This window comes from Quatrionicoccus australiensis (assembly GCF_020510425.1).
In the GTDB taxonomy this organism is placed as follows: domain Bacteria; phylum Pseudomonadota; class Gammaproteobacteria; order Burkholderiales; family Rhodocyclaceae; genus Azonexus; species Azonexus australiensis_A.
In genome coordinates this window covers 2,324,954-2,345,761 of sequence record NZ_JAHBAH010000001.1, presented here as the reverse complement: position 1 = coordinate 2,345,761, position 20,808 = coordinate 2,324,954, and the positions used below count along the sequence as shown (strand labels likewise).

Annotated in this window: 15 protein-coding genes; 4 read left to right on the top strand and 11 right to left on the bottom strand. The window is 62.8% G+C overall.

The window, feature by feature from the left end; translation table 11 throughout:
* Positions 1 to 124 precede the first annotated feature (124 nt).
* The 7 genes from KIG99_RS11240 to KIG99_RS11210 form a co-directional block, all read right to left on the bottom strand.
* Positions 125 to 952, bottom strand: coding sequence for an ABC transporter ATP-binding protein (locus tag KIG99_RS11240; RefSeq protein WP_226442030.1), 828 nt, complete (start codon positions 950 to 952; stop codon positions 125 to 127).
* Positions 953 to 1,064: 112 nt separating this feature from the next.
* The gene (locus tag KIG99_RS11235; RefSeq protein WP_226460249.1) at positions 1,065 to 2,387 is read right to left on the bottom strand and encodes an ABC transporter substrate-binding protein; all 1,323 of its coding nucleotides are present in this window, start codon (positions 2,385 to 2,387) and stop codon (positions 1,065 to 1,067) included.
* Between the two features lie 42 nt (positions 2,388 to 2,429).
* Positions 2,430 to 3,506 carry a branched-chain amino acid ABC transporter permease gene (locus KIG99_RS11230; protein WP_226460248.1) on the bottom strand — a complete coding sequence of 359 codons (1,077 nt, stop codon included), beginning with the start codon at positions 3,504 to 3,506 and terminating at the stop codon, positions 2,430 to 2,432.
* A gap of 29 nt (positions 3,507 to 3,535) precedes the next feature.
* Positions 3,536 to 4,450, bottom strand: coding sequence for a branched-chain amino acid ABC transporter permease (locus KIG99_RS11225; RefSeq protein ID WP_226442027.1), 915 nt, complete (start codon positions 4,448 to 4,450; stop codon positions 3,536 to 3,538).
* A gap of 12 nt (positions 4,451 to 4,462) precedes the next feature.
* On the bottom strand, positions 4,463 to 5,245 hold the full coding sequence (locus KIG99_RS11220) for an ABC transporter ATP-binding protein (protein WP_226460247.1): 783 nt from the start codon (positions 5,243 to 5,245) through the stop codon (positions 4,463 to 4,465).
* Complete coding sequence (locus KIG99_RS11215; RefSeq protein WP_226460246.1) at positions 5,242 to 5,391, bottom strand: hypothetical protein; 150 nt, start codon at positions 5,389 to 5,391, stop codon at positions 5,242 to 5,244. Before KIG99_RS11215 ends, KIG99_RS11220 begins: the two co-directional genes overlap by 4 nt.
* A 1-nt stretch (position 5,392) precedes the next feature.
* On the bottom strand, positions 5,393 to 7,360 hold the full coding sequence (locus tag KIG99_RS11210; RefSeq protein ID WP_226460245.1) for an AMP-dependent synthetase/ligase: 1,968 nt from the start codon (positions 7,358 to 7,360) through the stop codon (positions 5,393 to 5,395).
* 177 nt (positions 7,361 to 7,537) lie between these two features.
* Here KIG99_RS11210 and KIG99_RS11205 point away from each other — a divergent pair, with 177 nt between their 5' ends.
* Positions 7,538 to 8,212: a Crp/Fnr family transcriptional regulator gene (locus KIG99_RS11205; protein WP_226460244.1), complete on the top strand. Its 675-nt coding sequence runs from the start codon at positions 7,538 to 7,540 to the stop codon at positions 8,210 to 8,212.
* 34 nt (positions 8,213 to 8,246) lie between these two features.
* On the opposite strand, the gene KIG99_RS11200 is transcribed toward KIG99_RS11205, so the two are convergent.
* Positions 8,247 to 11,033, bottom strand: coding sequence for a cache domain-containing protein (locus KIG99_RS11200; protein ID WP_226460243.1), 2,787 nt, complete (start codon positions 11,031 to 11,033; stop codon positions 8,247 to 8,249).
* Positions 11,034 to 11,281: 248 nt separating this feature from the next.
* On the opposite strand from KIG99_RS11200, the gene KIG99_RS11195 reads away from it, so the two are divergent.
* Complete coding sequence (locus tag KIG99_RS11195; protein WP_226460242.1) at positions 11,282 to 12,400, top strand: extracellular catalytic domain type 2 short-chain-length polyhydroxyalkanoate depolymerase; 1,119 nt, start codon at positions 11,282 to 11,284, stop codon at positions 12,398 to 12,400.
* A 25-nt stretch (positions 12,401 to 12,425) separates the two neighbouring features.
* Here KIG99_RS11195 and KIG99_RS11190 read toward each other — a convergent pair whose 3' ends face one another.
* On the bottom strand, positions 12,426 to 13,751 hold the full coding sequence (locus KIG99_RS11190; protein ID WP_226460241.1) for a M48 family metalloprotease: 1,326 nt from the start codon (positions 13,749 to 13,751) through the stop codon (positions 12,426 to 12,428).
* A gap of 152 nt (positions 13,752 to 13,903) precedes the next feature.
* Positions 13,904 to 17,167, bottom strand: coding sequence for a fused isobutyryl-CoA mutase/GTPase IcmF (gene icmF / locus KIG99_RS11185; protein WP_226460240.1), 3,264 nt, complete (start codon positions 17,165 to 17,167; stop codon positions 13,904 to 13,906).
* A 194-nt stretch (positions 17,168 to 17,361) separates the two neighbouring features.
* Here icmF and KIG99_RS11180 point away from each other — a divergent pair, with 194 nt between their 5' ends.
* Together KIG99_RS11180 and KIG99_RS11175 are read left to right on the top strand one after the other, a co-directional pair.
* Positions 17,362 to 18,375, top strand: a complete 1,014-nt coding sequence (locus tag KIG99_RS11180) for an AraC family transcriptional regulator (protein WP_226460239.1) — start codon at positions 17,362 to 17,364, stop codon at positions 18,373 to 18,375.
* A gap of 103 nt (positions 18,376 to 18,478) precedes the next feature.
* Positions 18,479 to 19,822, top strand: a complete 1,344-nt coding sequence (locus tag KIG99_RS11175) for an NAD(P)H-dependent oxidoreductase (protein WP_226460238.1) — start codon at positions 18,479 to 18,481, stop codon at positions 19,820 to 19,822.
* Between the two features lie 13 nt (positions 19,823 to 19,835).
* On the opposite strand, the gene KIG99_RS11170 is transcribed toward KIG99_RS11175, so the two are convergent.
* The gene (locus KIG99_RS11170) at positions 19,836 to 20,723 is read right to left on the bottom strand and encodes a YihY/virulence factor BrkB family protein (protein ID WP_226460237.1); all 888 of its coding nucleotides are present in this window, start codon (positions 20,721 to 20,723) and stop codon (positions 19,836 to 19,838) included.
* Positions 20,724 to 20,808 lie beyond the last annotated feature (85 nt).

Genomic DNA, 20,808 nt, shown 5'->3' with positions numbered 1-20,808 from the left:
TGTGAACTTCCCCTTGGCGCAGCCCGAAATGGCAAAATAGCTGCTCAGGGCAAGGCGGAGGCGGGCGCCGTTTGCTCTTGCAAACAAGCCGGCCGACAACGCCGCCATGAGCGGCGCACTGCCATTACGACAGCCAGCGTTTTCTGCGGCGATAGTGCTTTACGTCCTTGAAGGATTTACGCCCGGCCGAACTGAGCCCCAAGTAGAACTCCTTAACGTCCTCATTGGTCCGGAGGTCTTCCGCATCGCCCTCCATCACCACCCGCCCGTTTTCCAGGATGTAGCCGAAATCCGCATACTTCAGCGCCACCATGGTGTTCTGCTCGGCGAGCAGGAAGCTGACGTTCTCGCGCGAATTCAGGTCCTTCACAATCTCGAAAATCTCTTCGACGATCTGCGGCGCCAGGCCCATCGACGGTTCGTCGAGCAGGATCATTTCCGGCTTGGCCATCAGCGCCCGGCCGATCGCGCACATCTGCTGTTCGCCGCCCGAGGTGTAACCGGCCTGCGAGGTGCGCCGCGTCTTCAGGCGCGGGAAGTAGTGATAGACCTTCTCCAGGCTGTCCTTCAGTTCGGCGCGCGAGATCGAGCGCGTGTAGGCACCGGTCAGCAGGTTTTCCTCGATCGAGAGGTGGCCGAAGCAGTGCCGCCCTTCCATGACCTGGATGACGCCGCGCTTGACCAGTTCGTTCGGGGTCAGCTGGTCGATGCGTTCGCCCTTGTATTCGACCGAGCCCTTGGTCACATCGCCGCGTTCGGCATGCAACAGGTTGGAGATGGCTTTCAGCGTCGTCGACTTGCCGGCGCCATTGGCGCCGAGCAGGGCAACGATTTTCCCCTTGGGGACATTCAGCGACACGCCCTTGAGCACCAGGATCACGTGGTCGTAGATGACCTCGATGTTGTTGATGGCAAGGTAGTTATCGGCGGCGGTAGTGGTTTGTGTGTTCATGGCAGTCCCGGTGTTCAGGATCGAGGATCGAGGGGCTAGAGCTGTTAGCTATGGTTCGCGCGCCAGCGGCGCGCAAGCTTTGGCTCGATCCTCGATCCTGAATCCTCGATCCTTACTTCTCCTTGGAGCAATCGCGCGGCGTGATGCCCTTTTCCTTGGCGTACTGCTTGGCAGAGGCCTGGAACAGCGGGTGGATCAGTGCCTTGTTGCCCTCGATCCAGCCGGAGATCGGCACCCACTTGGCGCCATCCCACTGCTGGATCTTCACCTTGCCCGAACCTTCATGGTTGTCGCAGGAGGTCTTGATTTCCGGCAGCAGGTCGGTGGCACCCAGCGCTTTCAGGCGCGCGTCGTTGATGTTGAGGTTTTCCAGCGCCCAGCGCGTCTGCTCACCGGTCAACGCCTTGCCCTTGCCATATTTCTCCTGGCCCTTGCGGATCGCCTCGACCGACAGCACCGCCGCCGACACGCCACGGTTGTAGAGAATGGTGCCGATCTTGGCCTTGTCCTGCAGGTTGCCCTTGCCGGCGCCATAGACCACCTTCTCGATGTCACTGATCACCGGCACCTGCTTGCCGGCGACGTTCCAGGTCGCTGCCATGTAGCCCTTGGCGGCCTCGCCGGCCGGCACGACGTCTTCTTCGGAACCGGTCCACCACGAGCCGATCATCTTGTCACGCGGGTAGGCCACCTTCTGGGCGGCCTTCAACGCCGTCTGGTTCATCACGCCCCAGCCCCAGAACACGACGAAATCCGGCTTTTCCTGGCGGATCTTCAACCACTGTGCGCCCTGCTCGTTGCCCGGGTGGGCGACCGGAATCTGCACCAGCTGGAACTTGTTCAGCGCGGCTTCGGCTTCCATCGCAATGATGGCTTCCTTGCCGTAGGCGGAGTCGTGATAGAGGTAAACGATCTTCTTGCCCTTGAGATCGCCGCCCATCTTTTCCTTGACGAACTTGACGATGGCCGAGGCCTGCATCTGGTAGGTCGTGACCAGCGGGAAGGCATAGGGGAAGACCGAGCCGTCGACGGCATCGGTACGACCGTAGCCCATCATGGCGAGCGGTAGCTTGTCCTGCGCCGACTTGTCGATCAGCGCGTAGGAAATGCCGGTGGACATCGTGTGAATCGGCCCGGCCGACTTGGCGGCCTTGCTCTTGAGGCGCTCATAGCACTCGACGCCCTTGGCGTTGTTGTACTCGGTTTCGCATTCCTCGTAGGTCAGCTGGACGCCGTTGACGCCCTTTTCCTTCAAATTGACGTAGTTCAGGTAGTCGATGAAACCACCGTAAAAGGACTGGCCGTTGGCACCGTAAGGACCGACGCGGTAGCCGGGAATCGGGAAGAACTGCTCTTCGGCAGCGGCTGCGCCTTGCGAGAGCATGGCCAGGGAAAGCGCAACAACACTCAGGGCGGGTTTGAAGCTTTTGATCATGGTTTTGTCTCCTCTAATTATTGAATTACAGACCTTCCCGCCTCAATGGGGGAAAGGCCACAGGCGCAACTTCTCCTTCGCGATCTGCCACAAGCGGGCCAACCCGTGCGGCTCGACGATCAGGAAAAACATGATCAGCGCCCCGAACACCAGAATCTGGATGTGCGACACGGTAGCGCTGGAAAACGGCAGGCCGAACAGTTCGGCAAAGAACGGCAGGGCAACGTCGAGAAAGATCGGCAGCAGCAGGATGAAGGCGGCGCCGAGGAAACTGCCCATGATCGAACCGACGCCGCCGATGATGATCATGAACAGGATCTTGAAGGACATGTCGAGCGAGAAGCCGTCCGGCTCGACCGAACCAAGGTAGCAGAAGGCATAGAGCGCGCCGGCCACGCCGCAGTAGAAGGAACTGATGGCAAAGGCGAGCAGCTTGGTCGGCATCAGCTTGATACCGATCACCGACGCTGCCACGTCCATGTCGCGCACCGCCATCCAGGCCCGGCCGGTGGTCGAGCGCACCAGGTTCTTGGCGGCCAGCGCCAGGACGACGACGATGCAGAGCACGAGCAGGTATTTCTCGACCGGCGTGGTCAGTTCGTGGCCGAAGATGATCAGTTGCTGTGTCGAAATCACGCCGGACGACGAGTTGTTCGACAGCCACGGGAACTTGGTCAGGCACCAGACGATGAAGAACTGCGCCGCCAGCGTCGCCACCGCCAGGTAGAAGCCCTTGATGCGCAGGGACGGCAGGCCGAACAGGATGCCGACGCCGGCCGCGGTCAACCCCGCCAAAGCGAAGGAAACCAGGATGGGAATCCCTTCGACGCGTAGCTGGAAGTTGTAGGCAGCGTAGGCGCCGACCGCCATGAAGGCGGCCGAGCCGAGCGACAGCTGGCCGGCATAGCCGGTCAGGATATTCAGCCCGAGCGCGGCGAGCGCAAAGATCAGGAAGGGAATCAGGATGGCCGAGAACCAGTATTCGCTGGCAAACATCGGCACCCCGAGAAAGGCGACGGCAAGCAGCACGAGCACGCCGATCCGGTCCTGGCGGATCGGAAAGAGCTGCTGGTCGGCGGCGTAGGTGGTCTTGAACTGACCGGCTTCACGGTAAAGCATGGTTTTTCCTCTTTTCTGACGGTCGACCGTTAGACCCGGTCAATGTGTTTTTCACCGAACAGACCCTCGGGCCTGACGAGGAGGAAGAGCAGCGCCAGCACATACGGGAACCAGCCTTCGATGCCGCCGAAATTGCCGCCGAACAGATCCTGCATGACCGGCGGAATGTAGATTTCCGCCAGCTTTTCCGAGGCGCCGATGATCAGGCCGCCAACGATGGCGCCCGGCACCGAGGTGAAACCGCCAAGGATCAGCACTGGCAGCGCCTTGAGTGCAGTGAAAGTGAGCGCAAACTGCACGCCATTGCGGGCGCCCCACATCATGCCGGCAACCAGGGCGACGAAACCGGCCACGCCCCAGACGATGGCCCAGATGTGCTGCAGCGGGATGCCGATCGACAGCGCTGCCTGATGGTCATCCGCCACCGCGCGCAGCGCCCGGCCGATGCGGGTGTACTGGAAGAACAGGGCGAGCGTCGCGACCAGCACCGCAGCCACACCGGCTGCCACGAGGTCGAACTTGGAGATCACCATGTTCCAGTTGTCGAGAATCCAGGGAATCGGTTCGTCGACGATGCCCAGTTCCAGCGCGCGCGGATCGCTGCCGAAAATCATCGGCGCCAGGCCCTCGATGAAGAAGGCGAGACCGATGGTCGCCATGAACAGCGAAATCGGCGGCTGGTTGACCAGTTTGCGCAGCACGAACTTTTCGGTGGCAATGCCGAACAGGGTCATGATCGCGAAGGCAAGAATGATCGCCAGCCACAGCGGCGCGCCCTTTTCGATACAGCCGACGACCGACAGCGCCGCCATGTAGACCATCGCGCCCTGGGCAAAGTTGAAGACGCCCGAGGCCTTGTAGATCATCACGAAACCGAGGGCGACCAGGGCGTACATGACACCGCTGAGCAGACCGCCGATCAAGACTTCAAGGAAAAAATTCATTTCGCCCGCCTCCTAGTGACCAGCGCCCAGATAGGCCTTGATCACATCTTCATTATTTTTGACTTCATCCGGCACGCCGTCGCCGATCTTCTTGCCATAGTCGAGCACGACGACGCGGTCGGAGATGTCCATGACGACGCCCATGTCGTGCTCGATGAGCACGATCGTCGTCCCGAACTGGTCATTGACGTCGAGGATGAAGCGGCACATGTCCTGTTTCTCTTCGACGTTCATGCCGGCCATCGGCTCGTCGAGGAGCAGCATCGACGGCTCGGCAGCCAGCGCGCGACCGAGCTCGACGCGCTTTTGCAGGCCGTAGGGCAGTCGACCGACCGGCGTCTTGCGGATGTGCTGGATCTCGAGAAAATCGATGACCTCTTCCACCTTCTTGCGGTGTTCGAGCTCTTCGTTCCTGGCCCGGCCAAACCACAGCGCATGCTCGATGAAGTTGGCTTTCATCTTGGTGATGCGCCCGGTCATGATGTTGTCGAGCACCGTCATGCCCTTGAACAACGCGATGTTCTGGAAGGTACGCGCGATGTTCTGCTGCGCCGCCATGTGTGGCTCCATGCGCTTGCGCTCCTGGCCGTGCCAGAAAATCTTGCCTTCCTGTGGGTGATAGACGCCGTTGATGACATTGAGCATCGAGCTCTTGCCGGCACCGTTCGGACCGATGATGGCGCGGATTTCGTGTTCGCGGACGTTGAAGGAAATGTCGGTCAGCGCCTTGACGCCGCCGAAGCGCAGGGAAATGTTCTGCAGGTCGAGAATGACCTCGCCAATTTTCTTGCTCATGCCGGCAACCTCACCACGAAATAGGTCACCGCGTAGATGAACGCCGAAACCAGGATGACCGAGGCGAACGAAAAAATGATCTCGCGCCGGCTGGCCTCGCTCTGCCGCTGTACGGCGCCAGCCTGGAAATTGTTGCGTGCTGTCATGTCAGGCCGCCTTTTGCACAATCGGGAAGGTCTTCGCATCGAGAATCTTCAGGTCGGCGGAAATCTTGCCGCGCCGGCCGTCCTCGAACTTGACCTCGGTTTCGATGAACTGGTTGCTCTTGCCCGTGTAGAGGGCGTCGATCAGCACCTTGTATTTTTCGGCAACGAAATTGCGCCGCACCTTGCGCGTGCGCGTCAGTTCGTCGTCGTCCGGATCGAGCTCCTTGTGCAGCACAAGGAAACGGTGGATCTGCGAATCGGCGACCATGCTGTCATGCACCAGGTCGGCGTTGATCTGCTCGACGCATTCGCGGATCATTTCGAGCACTTCCGGCTTGCCGGCCAGATCGGCATAGCCGGCGTAGGAAATGCCGCGCCGCTCGGCCCAGTTGCCAACCGCACCGACGTCGATATTGACGAAGGCCGTCACCATGTCGCGATCGTGTCCGAAACAGACGACTTCCTTGATGTGCTGGAAGAACTTCAGCTTGTTCTCGATGTAGTTGGGCGCAAACATCGCACCATTCGACAATTTGCCGACGTCCTTGGCGCGATCGATGATCTTCAGGTGACCATCCTCGTCGAGGAAGCCGGCATCGCCGGTCATGAAATAGCCGTCGGCGTTGATCGATTCGGCGGTGGCATCCGGGCGCTTGTAGTATTCCTTCAACAGCATCGGCCCCTTGACCAGCACCTCGCCATTGTCGGCAATCTTGATTTCGACGCCGGGCGCCGGTTGACCGACCGAGTCGAACTTGATGTGACCGTCCGGCTGCAGACAGACATAGGCACAGGTTTCGGTCTGGCCGTAGAACTGCTTCAGGTTGATGCCCATCGAACGGTAGAAACGGAACAGCTCCGGCCCGATCGCCGCGCCGGCCGTATAGGCGACACGGATGCGGCTCATGCCGAGCACGTTGCGCAGCGGACCGTAAACCAGCAGATTGCCCAGCCAGTACTGCAGCCGGTCACCGAGGCCGACCGACTTGCCGTCGAGGATGTCGGAACCGCAGCGCTTGGCCACCGCCATGAAGTGGTGGAACATTTTCTGTTTCAGCTTGCCGGCATCCTCCATGCGGATCATCACCGAGGTGAGCAGGCTTTCGAAGACGCGCGGCGGGGCGAAATAGCAGGTCGGGCCGATCTCGCGCAGGTCGGACATCACGGTGTCACCGGACTCCGGACAATTGATCGTGAAGCCGGCAACCATCGCCTGCGCGTAGGAGAACAGGTGATCGCCGACCCAGGCCATGGGCAGGTAGGAGAGGATGTCGCCATCCGGCCCCAGCTTGTCTACTTCGACACCGCCCTGCGCCGCGGCGATGAAGGCAGCGTGCGTCTGGCAGACGCCCTTCGGCTTGCCGGTCGTGCCCGAGGTGTAGAGCATCACCGAGACGTCGTCGTAATGGCCCTGCTCGACTTCGGCATTGAGGAAGTCGGCATGGTTGCGATCATGCACGCGGCCCATTTCCATGAGTTCGTGGATGTCGTGCAGGAAGGGCTGGTTGTAGTGGCGCATGCCGCGCGGATCGTCGTAGATGATGTGGGCGAGATCGGGCACCTGGTCGCGCACTTCGAGCATCTTGTCGACCTGCTCCTGATCCTCGACGACGACGAAGCGGATGCCGGCGTCCTGCAGCACGAACAGCATCTCGCCGGCCACTGCATCCTGGTAGAGCGGTACCGGCACGCCACCCAGGCACTGGGCAGCGCTCATCATCATGTAGAGATGCGGCCGGTTGTCGCCGATGATCGCCAGGTTGTCGCCGCGCTTGAAGCCGAGCGCCGCCAGGCCGCAGGCCAGCGCACGCACGCGCTCGGCGACGTCGAGCCAGGTCCACGTTTGCCAGATGCCGAGATATTTCTCGCGCATCGCCGGCGCCTGCGGACGGACCAGGGCATGATGAAACAACAGCCGCGGGAAGGTATGCAAACCGTCCACTGCGGCGAAATTCGCCTGCTTGGGCATTTCTTGTCTCCTCCGCCGCGACTCATTGTTCGCGGTCTAACGTTCGTTTGACTCATTGGGCTACTGCTGCCTTACGCAGACCTTGCAACAAGGCGGTCAGTGCTCCGATAGTCGCGAGCCAGTGTATGCAAGCCCCCGACGTATAATTGTCATCCTGCGGACAATCCGGAAAATAAATTGAAAAATGCCGAGGAACTGCTGCGCACCTCCGTCTGGGGGCCGTCGCTGAGTGCGGAAGAAATGGCCAAGGCACTTGCCGGCACCTTCGAACGTACCTTCGCTCCGGGCGCCTTCATCTGCATGAAGGGCGAACCGGTCGATTACTGGATGGGCATCGTCGACGGCCTGGGCAAGATGGCCAGCCACTGGACTACCGGCAAGACGACTTCGCTGACCGGCATCAGCAGTGGCGGCTGGTTCGGCGAAGGTTCGCTGCTCAAGAGCGAAGCACGTCGCTACGACGTCATGGCCATTCGCGAAACCCGTGTTGCCTTCATGAGCCGCAGCACTTTCCTGTGGCTGCTCGATCACAGCATTCCGTTCAATCGCTACATGATCGCCCAGTTGAACGAACGCCTCGGCCAGTTCATCGGCATGATCGAAAACGAGCGCATGCTCGATACCGACGCACGCATCGCGCGCGGTTTGGCCGCCTTGTTCAACCCGGTGCTCTACCCGGGTACCAACCGCCTGCTGCAGATTTCCCAGGAGGAACTCGGCTACCTGGCCGGCGTCTCGCGCCAGCGCGCCAATCAGGCGCTCAAGGTACTGGAAGATGCCGGTCTGGTACGCAGCGAATACGGCGGTATCAACGTGCTCGACCTCGAAGGCCTGCGCAGCTTCGGCGATTGATTCCCACCGGTCGACCGGCCCGAAAGGGCAAAAATCAGTTCTTGTCGAGCCAGTTCAACAAGGCGGTGTAAAGCACATCCGGATCAACCGGCTTGCCGATGTGGTCGTTCATGCCGGCATCGAGACAGGCCTGCCGGTCTTCGGCAAAGGCATTGGCGGTCATCGCCAGGATCGGCAAAGCCGCCCGGCCCGGCATCCGGCGAATCAGCCGGGTGGCGTCCAGACCGCCCAGAACCGGCATCTGGATATCCATCAGGACCAGCGCAAAATCCTCGCTGCGCACACGCTCGACGGCTTCCGCGCCATTGGCCGCCAGTTCGACGCGCAGGCCGGCAGTGAGCAGCAATTCCTCAGCCACTTCCTGATTGATCGGCTCATCCTCGACGAGCAGGACACAACGCCCACCATGACGCCGGGTGATCTGATCCTCAAGTGGCACCTGCGCCGCAGCACCATCCAGATTGGCCGGCTGCGACAGACATTTTTCCTGGCGGGCAGTCAGCCAGAACAGGCTGCCGCCGCCTTCGCTGCTGATCACGCCGACATCGCCCCCCATCAGCCGGGCCAGGTGACGGTTGATCGCCAGACCAAGGCCGGTGCCGCCGTAGCGCCGGGTAATCGAACCGTCCGCCTGGGTAAAGGCCTGGAACAACTGCGCCTGCTGCTCCTCGCTCATGCCGATGCCCTGATCCTGGACCTCCAGACGCAGCATGACGTGACTGCCTTCATCCCGGTCGACCGTCGCACGCAGGGCAATTTCACCATGCTCGGAAAACTTGATCGCATTGCCGACAAAATTGAGCAACGCCTGGCCAATGCGTACCGAGTCGCCGCGCAACAAGGCCGGCACGTCGGGAGCGATCGAGGAAGTCAGACGCAGCCCCTTGCTGCCCGCCCGCTCATCGAGCATGGACAGCGTCTGCGCCAGCACCTCGGCCGGCGAGAACTCGCGCTCTTCCAGCGCCAGCCGGCCCGCCTCGATTTTCGACAGGTCGAGAATGTCGTTGATGACATCGAGCAAATGCCGCGCCGAATCGCTGACCTTGGCCAGCCGGTCCTGCGCCTTCGGATCGGCAACATCGCGGCGCAACAGATGCGTCAGGCCGATGATGGCATTCATCGGCGTGCGGATTTCATGGCTCATGTTGGCCAGGAAGGAACTCTTCGCCCGGCTGGCGGCCTCGGCGGCATCCCGGGCCAGGGCAAGTTCGGCCGTGCGCGACTGGACCAGCGCTTCGAGATGATGGCGGTAGTGCTCAAGCTCGGCCTCGGCCTGCTTGCGAGGCGTGATATCGGTGGAAATGCCGCACAACGCATAGATACGCCCATCCGGCTCACGCAGCGGCACCTTGATCGAGAGAAAGGCGCTGGTGATTGCCCCGTCGACCGTGGTGTTAACCTCTTCCTCGACAACGCGCTCGCCATTTTCGAGCACCCGCTGATCATTGCTTCGAATATTGGCGGCCGTCGCTGCATCAAAAAAGCTCGAGTCATCGTGGCCGACAATTTCCTCCATCGACTTGCCGAACAACTGGCGCACCGAGCCGTTGGCGTACTGATAGCGATAGTCGGTGCCCTTGATGTAGATATAGGCTTCGACACTGTCGAGGATGACGCCCTGGCGATACTCGCTTTCCCGCAGGATCTCGGCCTGCAGCAGGTTTTGCCGGTGGTAGCTGAGGAACAGCTTGTTCGACCAGCGCGAGAACAGGAAAGAACCGATCACCCCGAGCAGCAGCGCCCCCAGGGTCACCAGCAGGAAACGCAACAGACGCTCGCTGCCACCTTCTTCATAACGGCTCTTTTCGCTGGCAACGATGGCCTGCAACTCGTCATCAAAGGTCGTGGCAACCAGCGTCCAGCCCCAGGGCTCGACGCTTTTCACCAACGCCGTCTTGGGTGCCAGAGCCCCGGTTTCCGGATTCAGCCATTCGTAATTGGCAAAACCACCGCCCGCCTGGGCCAACTGGTGCAGCTTTTCCAGGCTGGCGCCATGCGGTGCCGGCATGTCCTTGTAACTCAGGCCTTCCAGTTCGGGGTTTGCCGGCGACAGCAGGCTGCGCCCCTCCCGGTCGAGCACTCCGATGTAGCCACTGCTGCCGAAGCGCAGAGTACGCAACCGGGCAATCGCTTCCTTCTGCTGCAGCAGTTCCCATTGATAGGTGTAATCACCGGCGCCGATCAGCCAGCCGTAAGGTGCGAAATAACGGACATAGGCCAGCTTTTCCGCCATCTGCTTCGGATCATCGGGGCGATACCAGCGGTAGCGCGAGAAGCCTTCGCCGCGCGGCTTCTGGGCCGCCTCGATCAGGCCGCGCATGATGTAGTGCCCGGTATCATCACGATTGTCGAGCAGGGTCTTGCCCTCCAGCTGCGGCGCAGTCGGCAGCAGGATGAACTGGCCCTGCATGTCGTCGATGAAATAATAGCCACGCCCGTCATAGAAGCGCACCGGACGCAGCGCTTCTATGATCAGGCGTTTGATCTCGGCCGGCGAGCGGGTCTTCGATTCGCGGGCGTAGATCGCCTCGACCATCTGCATTGCCGTGTCGACCTGCTCGGTAATGCTCTTGCGCAACACCGCTTCAGTCCGCAAACGCGTGAACTCGATGAAGCTCTGGGCGCTCGCCATCTCCGCCGTCAAGCGGCCGTGCACCTGTGCCGTCGCACGCTGCTCGATGCGCCCCAGCGAGGCGCGCTGCTCACCAAGGTATTGCCAGGAAAAAAATGCACTCAAACCCACCGTCAGCACGAGGACGATCAGCAGAGTCCCCAGCAGATGGATACGCGGTACAGTCTTCTCGTCAGCGGTCAGTTGCAAGGTATCCTTGGCTAATACTTTAGTAATAGTTTCGCCATTGTAGGCGCCTTTTCCGCCCCCATCACGACTTGTGAAGATCTGGCGTGCGGCTTGTCCCCCATGCCTGGCAACGGCACTGCAAATACCAGCTCGACACGGAACTGGCCGCCGCCACCGAAATGACTTTGACATGAACACAGCGGACAATTAGGCTGCATGCAGCCGCCCCCGATGCGACCGCGTATCGGTAACGAGCACAGGAGAAACCCATGTCGCGTCATCTCGCCTTCACTCCCCTGGTCGCGCCCTTGCGCCGCGGCCTTCTCCTCATCCTGGCCGGCAGTACCAGCCTGACCATGGCAGCAGCGCCATTGCCGGCCCTGAATATCGACGTCAGCCAGACCTCGGTTTCCGGCATTTCCTCGGGCGGTTTCATGGCCGTGCAATTCCAGGTCGCGCACGCGTCGACCGTCAAGGGTGCCGGCATCGTCGCCGGCGGTCCCTATGCCTGTGCGCAGAACAACGTGCTGACCGCCGTTGCCAAGTGTTCATGCACCGGCGAGCCGAGCGTGCGCTGCCAGGTCGATGCCGACAGCGCCCAGGTCCCGGAACTGGTCGAAGCGACGCGGCGGCTGGCCGAACAGAACAAAATCGACCCGCCCGCACGGTTGACCGGTCAAAAGGTGCTGATTCTGGCCGGCCGCAAGGACACCCTCGTCCCGCTCGCCATCGCCGACCAACTCGCCGCCTATTACACAGCCCTCGGCCTGCCCGCCGCCAATCTGTCACGCGTCACGCTGGACAATGCGGCCCACACCATGCCGACGCCCGATTACGGCATCGCCTGCGCCAGGCAGGATGAGCCCTACATCGGCAAATGCCGCTACGACAGCGCCCGGAACATCCTGAGCTGGATCTACGGTCCGCTCAAGGCGGCGTCAACGAAGGCCAAGGGGCGCCTCATCGAATTCGACCAGCGCAGCTACCTGCCGGCCGGACAGCAAGGCCTGTTCTCCTGGCATGGCGGCATGGACAACAGCGGCTGGCTCTACGTCCCGAACAGTTGCGCCAAGGGCGAACCCTGCCGCCTGCACATCGCCCTGCACGGCTGCAAACAGGGTCAGAGTTACCTGCCATTGCAGGCGCCGGCCGGCGGCGGCCTCTATTACGGCACGACCTTCGTCAAAAACAGCGGCTACAACCGCTGGGCCGACAACAATCACCTGGTCATCCTCTACCCGCAGGCCGTCTCGATCCCGCTGCAGAATCCGAATGGCTGCTGGGACTGGTGGGGTTACAGCGGCGCCGATTACGCCAACCAGAATGGCGTGCAGATCCAGACCCTGAAGGCGATGGTCGATCGCCTGGGCGCCGGCGCCCGCCCCTGAACAGCGAGCCGGCCTGGCGAGCCGGCTACTTCAGATAACCCCAGCTCTGCAGGCGGCTTTGCGAATACTCGGCCGCCTTGCCCTGGCGGTTCTGGCGCAGGTAGGCCGCGTAGAAACGGGCCGCTTCCTGACGATTGCCCATGCCTTCCTGTGACACGCCTTTCAGGAAGGTGACGCCGACGTCACCCGGCAGCAGACGGTCGTATTGATCGAGATGCGCGTAGGCGCTTGCCGGATCGCGCTGCTGCAGCGCCAGCACGCCGACCAGCTTCTGCGCCTGCGCTTCCTGCGGATAGATCTTGGTTGCGGCGCGCGCATACTCCAGCGCCTGCGCATCCTTGTCCTGCATCGACAAGGATTTCGCCAGCAGCAGGTTGGCAGCATAGTCGCGCGGCGTCGCTTTCAGCGCCGTGCGGAACTGTTCCTCGGCCTTGCCGTACTGCTTGCCGGCCATCGCCGTTTCGCCCTTCTGGCACGCATCGATGCATGGCTTGATGCGGCGCAGGGCGGCCGTACTGTCCATGAAACGCTCGCGCCCCGGATCGCGCTTGTTGCTCGCGGCGTATTTTTCCTCGGCCAGCTGGCGGGCGGTGTCGCGCCGCTCGCTGCTCATCGGGTGCGTCGAAAACATCGTCTGCAACATGCCGGGCGAGCTTTTCTGCTGCTCGACCAGCAACTCCTGCAGACCGACCATGCCGCTCGCCGGATAACCGGCGCGGACCATGTAGTCCTGGCCGAGCTGGTCGGCCTCGCGCTCGTTGTCGCGCGAATAGCTCGAGAGCAGCACGCTGGCCCCGAGCTGCGTGCCGAGATCGACCAGGCCGCCATAGCCGGCTGCCGTACCGATCAGGTTGGCACCGCTCATCGCGACCTGCGCCACCATCGCCTTGCCCTGGCGCTGCGCCGCATGCCGCGCATTGACGTGGCCGAGTTCATGCCCGAGCAGACCGGCCAGTTCGGCCTCATTGTCGAGCTCGACCAGGATGCCGCGCGTCACGCCCATCGCCCCGCCCGGAAAGGTGTAGGCATTGACGTAATTGGCATTGAGCACGCGGTAGGAATAAGGCATCTGCGGCCGATGTACGTTGGCGTCCAGCCGGCGGCCGACGCTGACCAGATAGTCGTTGATCTGGGCATCCTGCACCGCCCCGAGATCCTGCGAGAACTGCTGCGGCGCGACCTTCTTGTCGACCGCCTTTTCCTCGTCCTCGTCCATGCCGACCAGGATGGAGCCGCCGCCGACCGGCGAACTGGCGCAACCGGACAGTGCCGCCGCACCGAACAGGCCGAGCACCTGGCGCCGGGTCAGGCGATTGCGTTGCAGGCTGAGGGCAAGTTCATCAATGTTCATGGCAGGCTCCGAAAAAGGACATTGACCCAATTTTCCGCCAAAACATCCGCGTCTGTCATGCCAATGAAAACGGCGGGGTCTTGGCCCCGCCGTCGTTTTTTCTCCTCCACCCTTGCGGGTTTGCGGGGTTGCTGTTCTCCCCTGAGAAGTCCTTACATGCTGCGCCGGTACTGGCCGCCCACTTCGTACAGCGCCGAGCTGATCTGACCCAGCGAGCAGTGGCGAACCGCCTCGACCAGCACGGCGAAGACGTTGCCGTCCTCGATCACGGTCTGCTTGAGCTTTTCCAGCATGGCCGGCGCGGTCGACGCGTTGCGCGCCTGGAAATCGCGCAGGCGGCTGATCTGCGACTGCTTTTCCTCTTCCGTCGAACGCGCCAGTTCGATTTCCTGCTGCGCCATGCCCTTCGGGTTGAGGAAGGTATTCACGCCGATGATCGGGTAGGAGCCGTCGTGCTTCTTGTGCTCGTAGTACATCGACTCTTCCTGGATCTTGCCGCGCTGGTAGCCGGTTTCCATGGCGCCGAGCACGCCGCCGCGTGAGGCGATGGCTTCGAATTCCTTGAGCACGGCTTCTTCCACGAGGTCGGTCAGTTCGTCGATGACGAAGGCGCCCTGGTTCGGGTTCTCGTTCTTGGCGACGCCCCATTCGCGGTTGATGATGAGCTGGATGGCCATGGCGCGGCGCACGCTTTCCTCGGTCGGCGTCGTGATCGCTTCGTCGTAGGCGTTGGTGTGCAGCGAGTTGCAGTTGTCGTAGATGGCGATCAGCGCCTGCAGCGTCGTGCGGATGTCGTTGAAGTCCATTTCCTGCGCGTGCAGCGAACGGCCGGAAGTCTGGATGTGGTACTTCAGCTTCTGGCTGCGCTCATTGGCGCCATACTTGTTCTTCATGGCGACGGCCCAGATGCGGCGGGCGACGCGGCCGATCACCGAGTATTCCGGGTCCATGCCGTTAGAGAAGAAGAAGGACAGGTTGGGCGCGAAGTCGTCGATCTTCATGCCGCGGGCCAGATAGCTTTCCACGTAGGTGAAGCCGTTGGACAGCGTGAAGGCGAGCTGGCTGATCGGGTTGGCGCCGGCTTCGGCGATGTGATAGCCGGAGATCGACACCGAGTAGAAGTTCTGCACCTGGTTGTGGACGAAAAATTCCTGGATGTCGCCCATCATCTTGAGCGCGAATTCGGTGCTGAAGATGCAGGTGTTCTGGCCCTGGTCTTCCTTGAGAATGTCGGCCTGCACCGTGCCGCGCACGGTCGACAGCGTCCATTCGCGGATTTTCTCGGCTTCGTCTTCGGTCGGCTGGCGACCGTTCTGCTGTTCGAACTTGACCATCTGCTGGTCGATGGCGGTGTTGAAGAAGCAGGCCAGGATGATCGGTGCCGGGCCGTTGATGGTCATCGACACCGAAGTGCTGGGCGCCAGCAGGTCGAAGCCGTCGTAGAGCACCTTGAGGTCGTCGAGTGTCGCGATCGAAACGCCGGAATTGCCGATCTTGCCGTAGATGTCCGGACGTTCGTCCGGGTCGCAGCCGTACAGCGTCACCGAGTCGAAAGCCGTCGACAGGCGGTGCGCCGGCATGCCTTCGGAGACGCGCTTGAAGCGGCGGTTGGTGCGGAAGGCGTCGCCTTCGCCGGCAAACATCCGGGTCGGATCTTCGCCCTCGCGCTTGAAGGCGAAGACGCCGGCGGTGTAGGGGAAGGAGCCGGGCACGTTCTCGCGCATCAGGAAACGCAGGGTTTCGCCGTCATCGCCGAACTTGGGCAGGATGACCTTCCTGATCTTGGTGCCGGACAGCGATTCCGAGACCAGCTTGGTACGGATTTCCTTGTCGCGGATTTTCACGACATATTCGTCGCCAGCATAGGCTTCGACGGTGGCCGGCCACATGTCGAGCAGCTTTTTGGCCTTCGGATCCTGTTGACCGTCCTTGAAGGACAGCATCTCGGCGAAATCAGCGGTCGACTTGTCGCAGGCGGCAAAAATGCCCTGCGAGATGCGCAGCGACTGGCGCTCGCGGGCAATCTTGACCTGCTCGTCGGTGTGCGCATGGTAGCCACGTACAGCATCGGCGATTTCGGCCAGATAGCGCACGCGCTGGGCCGGCACGATGGCACGCTGGCTGGAAGACTGTTTGACGGTAACCAGCGGCAGCTTGCCCTGGGCCAGTTTCAGGCCCTTTTCGCTGAGCGCCGGGACCAGCGCCTGGTACAGCGCGGTGACGCCGTCGTCGTTGAAGCGGGCGGCCTGCGTGCCGAACACCGGCATGTCGTCGGTCGGCGTCGTGAAGGCTTCGCGGTTGCGCTGGTACTGCTTGCGCACATCGCGCAGCGCATCCTCGGCGCCCTTGCGGTCGAACTTGTTGATCGCGACGAAATCGGCGAAGTCGAGCATGTCGATCTTCTCGAGTTGCGAGGCGGCGCCGAACTCCGGCGTCATCACGTACAGCGACAGATCGACGAAAGGCACGATCGCCGCGTTGCCCTGGCCGATGCCGGAAGTCTCGACAATGACCAGGTCGAAGCCGGCCAGCTTGCAGGCGGCGATGACCTCGGGCAGCGCCACCGAGATTTCGCTGCCGGTATCGCGGGTAGCCAGCGAACGCATGAAGATGTTCGGATGCTCGATGGCGTTCATGCGGATGCGGTCACCAAGCAGCGCGCCGCCGGTGCGTTTGCGCGACGGATCGATGGAAACCATGCCGATCTTGACGGTATCGCCCTGATCGAGGCGGAAGCGGCGCACGATCTCGTCGGTCAGCGACGACTTGCCGGCGCCGCCGGTGCCGGTGATGCCGAGCACGGGTACGCTCAGTGCGGCGGCGGCCTTGAGCAGCGGCTCCTTGAGGGCCGGCGCTTCGCCGTTTTCAAGCAGGGTGATGACGCGCGCCAGCAGACGCTTGTCGCCGGCCTGCAGACCGGCGAGAACCTGCTCGACGCCGGGCACGCCTTCATCGGCGACATCAAAGTCGGATTTCTCGACGACTTCGTTGATCATGCCCTGCAGGCCCATGTGCACGCCGTCTTCCGGCGCGTAGATGCGGGTCACGCCGTAGGCGTGCAGTTCCTTGATTTCGGACGGCACGATGACACCGCCGCCACCGCCGAAGACCTTGATGTGCTCGCCGCCATTGGCCTTGAGCAGGTCGATCATGTACTTGAAGAACTCGACGTGGCCGCCCTGGTAACTGGTGATGCAGATGCCCTGCGCGTCTTCCTGCAGCGCCGCATTGACGATTTCCTGCACCGAACGGTTGTGGCCGAGGTGGATCACTTCCGAACCGGTCGACTGCAGGATGCGGCGCATGATGTTGATAGAGGCGTCATGGCCGTCGAACAGCGAGGCGGCGGTGACGAAACGCACCTTGTTTTTCGGCTTGTAGGGCATCAGCTTCTTGGCAACGGAAAGATCGGTCATGACATCTGCCTCGGCAAAATACGGTAAGGCGCCCATGGTAGGCCGCTTTGCCGGCCCTGCCATTGCCGCGCCTGACGACTATCGTGCAAATTCCGCCAAGGTGATAAGCTGCAGCGGTCCACGCGCCAACAGCAGCCAAAATGCTGCAATGCACCATGCCAAATTCACCGGGTCGTACGCAAGCTACTGTTGCAATGGGTTTTGTTACCGGGATGCTGGCCGGCCTGGCACGGCGCAGCATCGACCCAGGCCCCTTGCTGGCTGCCGGCAACATCGATCTTGCAGACCCCGCCAGCCGGATTCCGGTCGCTGATTACGCCGCGCTCTACAATCTGCTCAACCGCCAGCTCGATGACGAAGGCTTCGGCCTGTTCGCGCAGCCGATGCGCGTCGGCAGTTTCGAATTCCTCTGCCGCGGCTGCCTGTCGGCACCGACGCTAGCCGAAGCACTGCAGCGGGCAAGCCGTTTCCTGCACGTCGTGCTGCCCGATCTGGCGGTCAGCGTGCGGCGTTCGCACGAGCATGCCGAGCTGGTGATCAGCGAAACGCGCAAGCTCGCCGAGCAGCCGGACGACCCCGGCCGCATCTTCGCCTTCGAATGGCTGCTCCGCCTGCTGCACGGGCTGGCCTGCTGGCTGGCCGGGCGCGGCATCGCCCTCGACAGCGTCATTTTTCCCTACCGCAAGCCGGCCCACTTTGCCGACTACGCGCTGATCTTCACCGCCGATTCGCGCTTCGCGCCGACCGTGCCGGGCGGCAACGGCACGCTGGTCGCCGCCTTCAATGCCAACCTGCTCGACCTGCCGGTGCGCCGCGACGAGGCAGCGCTCAACCGCTTTCTCGACGGTGCGCCGGGCAAGATCACGACCCTCTACCGGCGCGACCGCGAAATGGTCACCCGCATCCGCGACCTGTTGCGCGCCGCGCTGCCCGACACGCTGAGCCTGGATGCCGTCGCCGAGCGTCTCTATCTGTCGCCGCGCAGCGTGCATCGCCGTCTCGAAGAAGAGGGTTCGAGCTTTCGCGCGATCAAGGATGCGCTGCGCCGCGACATGGCGCTCGCCCGCCTGGCCAAGAGCGACGACGCGATCGCCCGCATCGCCGCCGACCTCGGCTATGCCGACACCTCGGCCTTCTACCGCGCCTGCGTCGAATGGACCGGCATGGCGCCGCTGCATTACCGGCAGCAACTGGTGCGCGGCAAGTAAATCCATTTAGCATTGACCGCCGGCGGTCGACTCGCCGATACTCTCCGAATTCCGCGCCCGCCGGCTCCTGCCCGGCAACAGCGCACAGCGGGAGGCAGACAGCATGCAAGTGGTCATTCTCGACGGCAGCGCCGACCAGCCGGCCATCGTCCAGCACATCGCCCTGGCCGGCCGGGCGCTCGGCGCCGACATCACGCACTACGCGCTGGCCGACATCGCCCTCGCCCCCTGCCTCGGCGACTTCGAGTGCTGGACGAAAACACCCGGCCGCTGCCGCACGCGCGACGCCGCACCAGACATCACGCAGGCCATCCACGACGCCGACCTGGTCGTCTTCCTGACGCCGGTCGTTTTCGGCGGCTACGCTTTTACCCTGAAAAAGCTGGTCGACCGCCTGATCCCGCTAACTGATTCCTTCTTTCACGAACAGGCCGGCGTGACGCGGCACCAACGCCGCTACGCACGCTATCCGGCGATGCTGTTCATCGGCCTCGCCGAGCAGCCGGACGCCGAAACGCGCAGCCTGTTCGCCGAGCTGGCCGGCGGCAACGCGATCAACCTGCAGACGCCGTGGTTCCGCAGCCTGCTGTTGACGCCGCAGGATGCGATGGCACAGCCGCAGATAGAAAGTGCCATCCGCGCCGGGTTGACCGCGACGGAGGGTGCAGCGCTGCCCGCACTCGACAGGCGCACCCTCGCCCGCGCCTGCGCGCCCGACCCGGTGACGGCAAACAGCCCGCCACCGCGCAGCGCCGCCATCCTGATCGGCAGCGCCCGCCCGAAAGGAACCAGCACCTCGGAATCGCTGGCCCGGGCGCTGGCCGCCGACCTCGAACGAGCCGGCATCGCCAGCAAACTGGTCTACGCGATCAGCTTCGTCAAGGACGGCCACATGGCCGAAAACGCGCTCGCCGAACTGGCCGGCGCCGAATTGCTGATCGTCGCCGCGCCGCTCTACGTCGACGCCTTGCCGGCCCTGGTCGGACGGGCGCTGGAGCAGCTCGGCGCGCACCTCGCGCACGATGTTTCACCGCTGCGCCAGGTGGTCGGACTGCTCAATTGCGGCTTTCCCGAGGCCGATCACAATCGCAGTGCGCTGCGCATCCTGCGCGCTTTCGCGCACGCCAACGGACTGGTCTGGGCCGGCGGTCTGGCGATGGGCGCCGGCGAAATCATCCACGGTCAGCCACTACACCAGGCGCGTTTCGTCGCGCGCGCCCAGATCCGCGCCCTGCGCCTGGCCGCCGCCGATCTTGCCGGCGGCTGCGGCATTTCGCAAAAAGCCAGCCGTGACATGGCGCGGCCGCTGCTGCCGGCCTGGCTGTTCCGCCTCGTCGCGCCGCTCAAATGGTGGTGGATGGCGCGCCGGCACGGCGTCGCCTGGCACCATCTGCACGCCCGGCCGCTCGCCGCGGCAGCCAGCAGCAAGGTGAACGAAGCCGGCTGAAAAATGCCCTTTCCTAGCGGTCGACCGCTGCGGCAGGCGGTTTTTCGTCCAGCCGCTCGTATTCGGCGATGACCTGCGCGCCGAGCAGGAAGACAGTGGCAGCGAGTTCCATGCTGAACAGCGCAACCACAGCCGTGCTCAGCGAGCCATAGACGACGCTGACTTTCGACAGGGTCGTGAAATACCAGATCAGGATGTGGCGCAGGATTTCCCAGAGTGCCGCCGCCGTGACGCCGCCGATCAAGGCGTGGCTGAGGCGCAGGCGACCGACCGGGATGACCAGGTAGAGCGTGGTCATGACCAGGGTTTCGATGGCAAAGCCGAACAGGTAGAGCAGGCCGCCGGAGATACCGCGCAGCGACCAGTCGTGACCAAGAAAATGGATGCTTTCGCGGGCCAGCGTCTGCAACGCGACCGACGCGAAGGTGAGCAGCAGCAGGCCAATACCGAGCAGCACGACGAAGCAGTAAGGCAGCACGGCCGAGACCAGGAAGTGCCGCTTGTCGTCGCAACCCCGGTGCTCGAAGATCACCGCCAGCGCCTTTTCCAGCACCGAGAAGGCGAGCGAACTGAAGAACAGCATCGTGCCGAGCAGCACGACCCCGAGGCCCAGCCCGTTGGTGAGAAAGCCCCGGACATCGGCGAGCACCGCCTGCGACTGGCTGGGCACCAGCCATTCGAGGTAGCGACCGACGGTGTCGAGCAAGCTTGCCTGCTCGACCAGGCTGGACAGCGCCATTACCGACAGGATGAGCAGCGGCACCACCGAGAGCAGCGCGTAATAGGCGATCGCGCCGGCCAGCAGCAGCCCCTGGTTGCGCCCGAAACCGCGCAGCACCTGCAGCGCGAAGCCGGCCGGGTGCAGCAGAACGTGACGCATCGATTCAGTCGGGTAGAACATGCTGCTTCCCTTGCTGTTCAGCGCGCCAGCGGTCGACGCCGGAAAACGGGTAAAAATGCCGGTCAACCGTTACCAACCCGGCAAA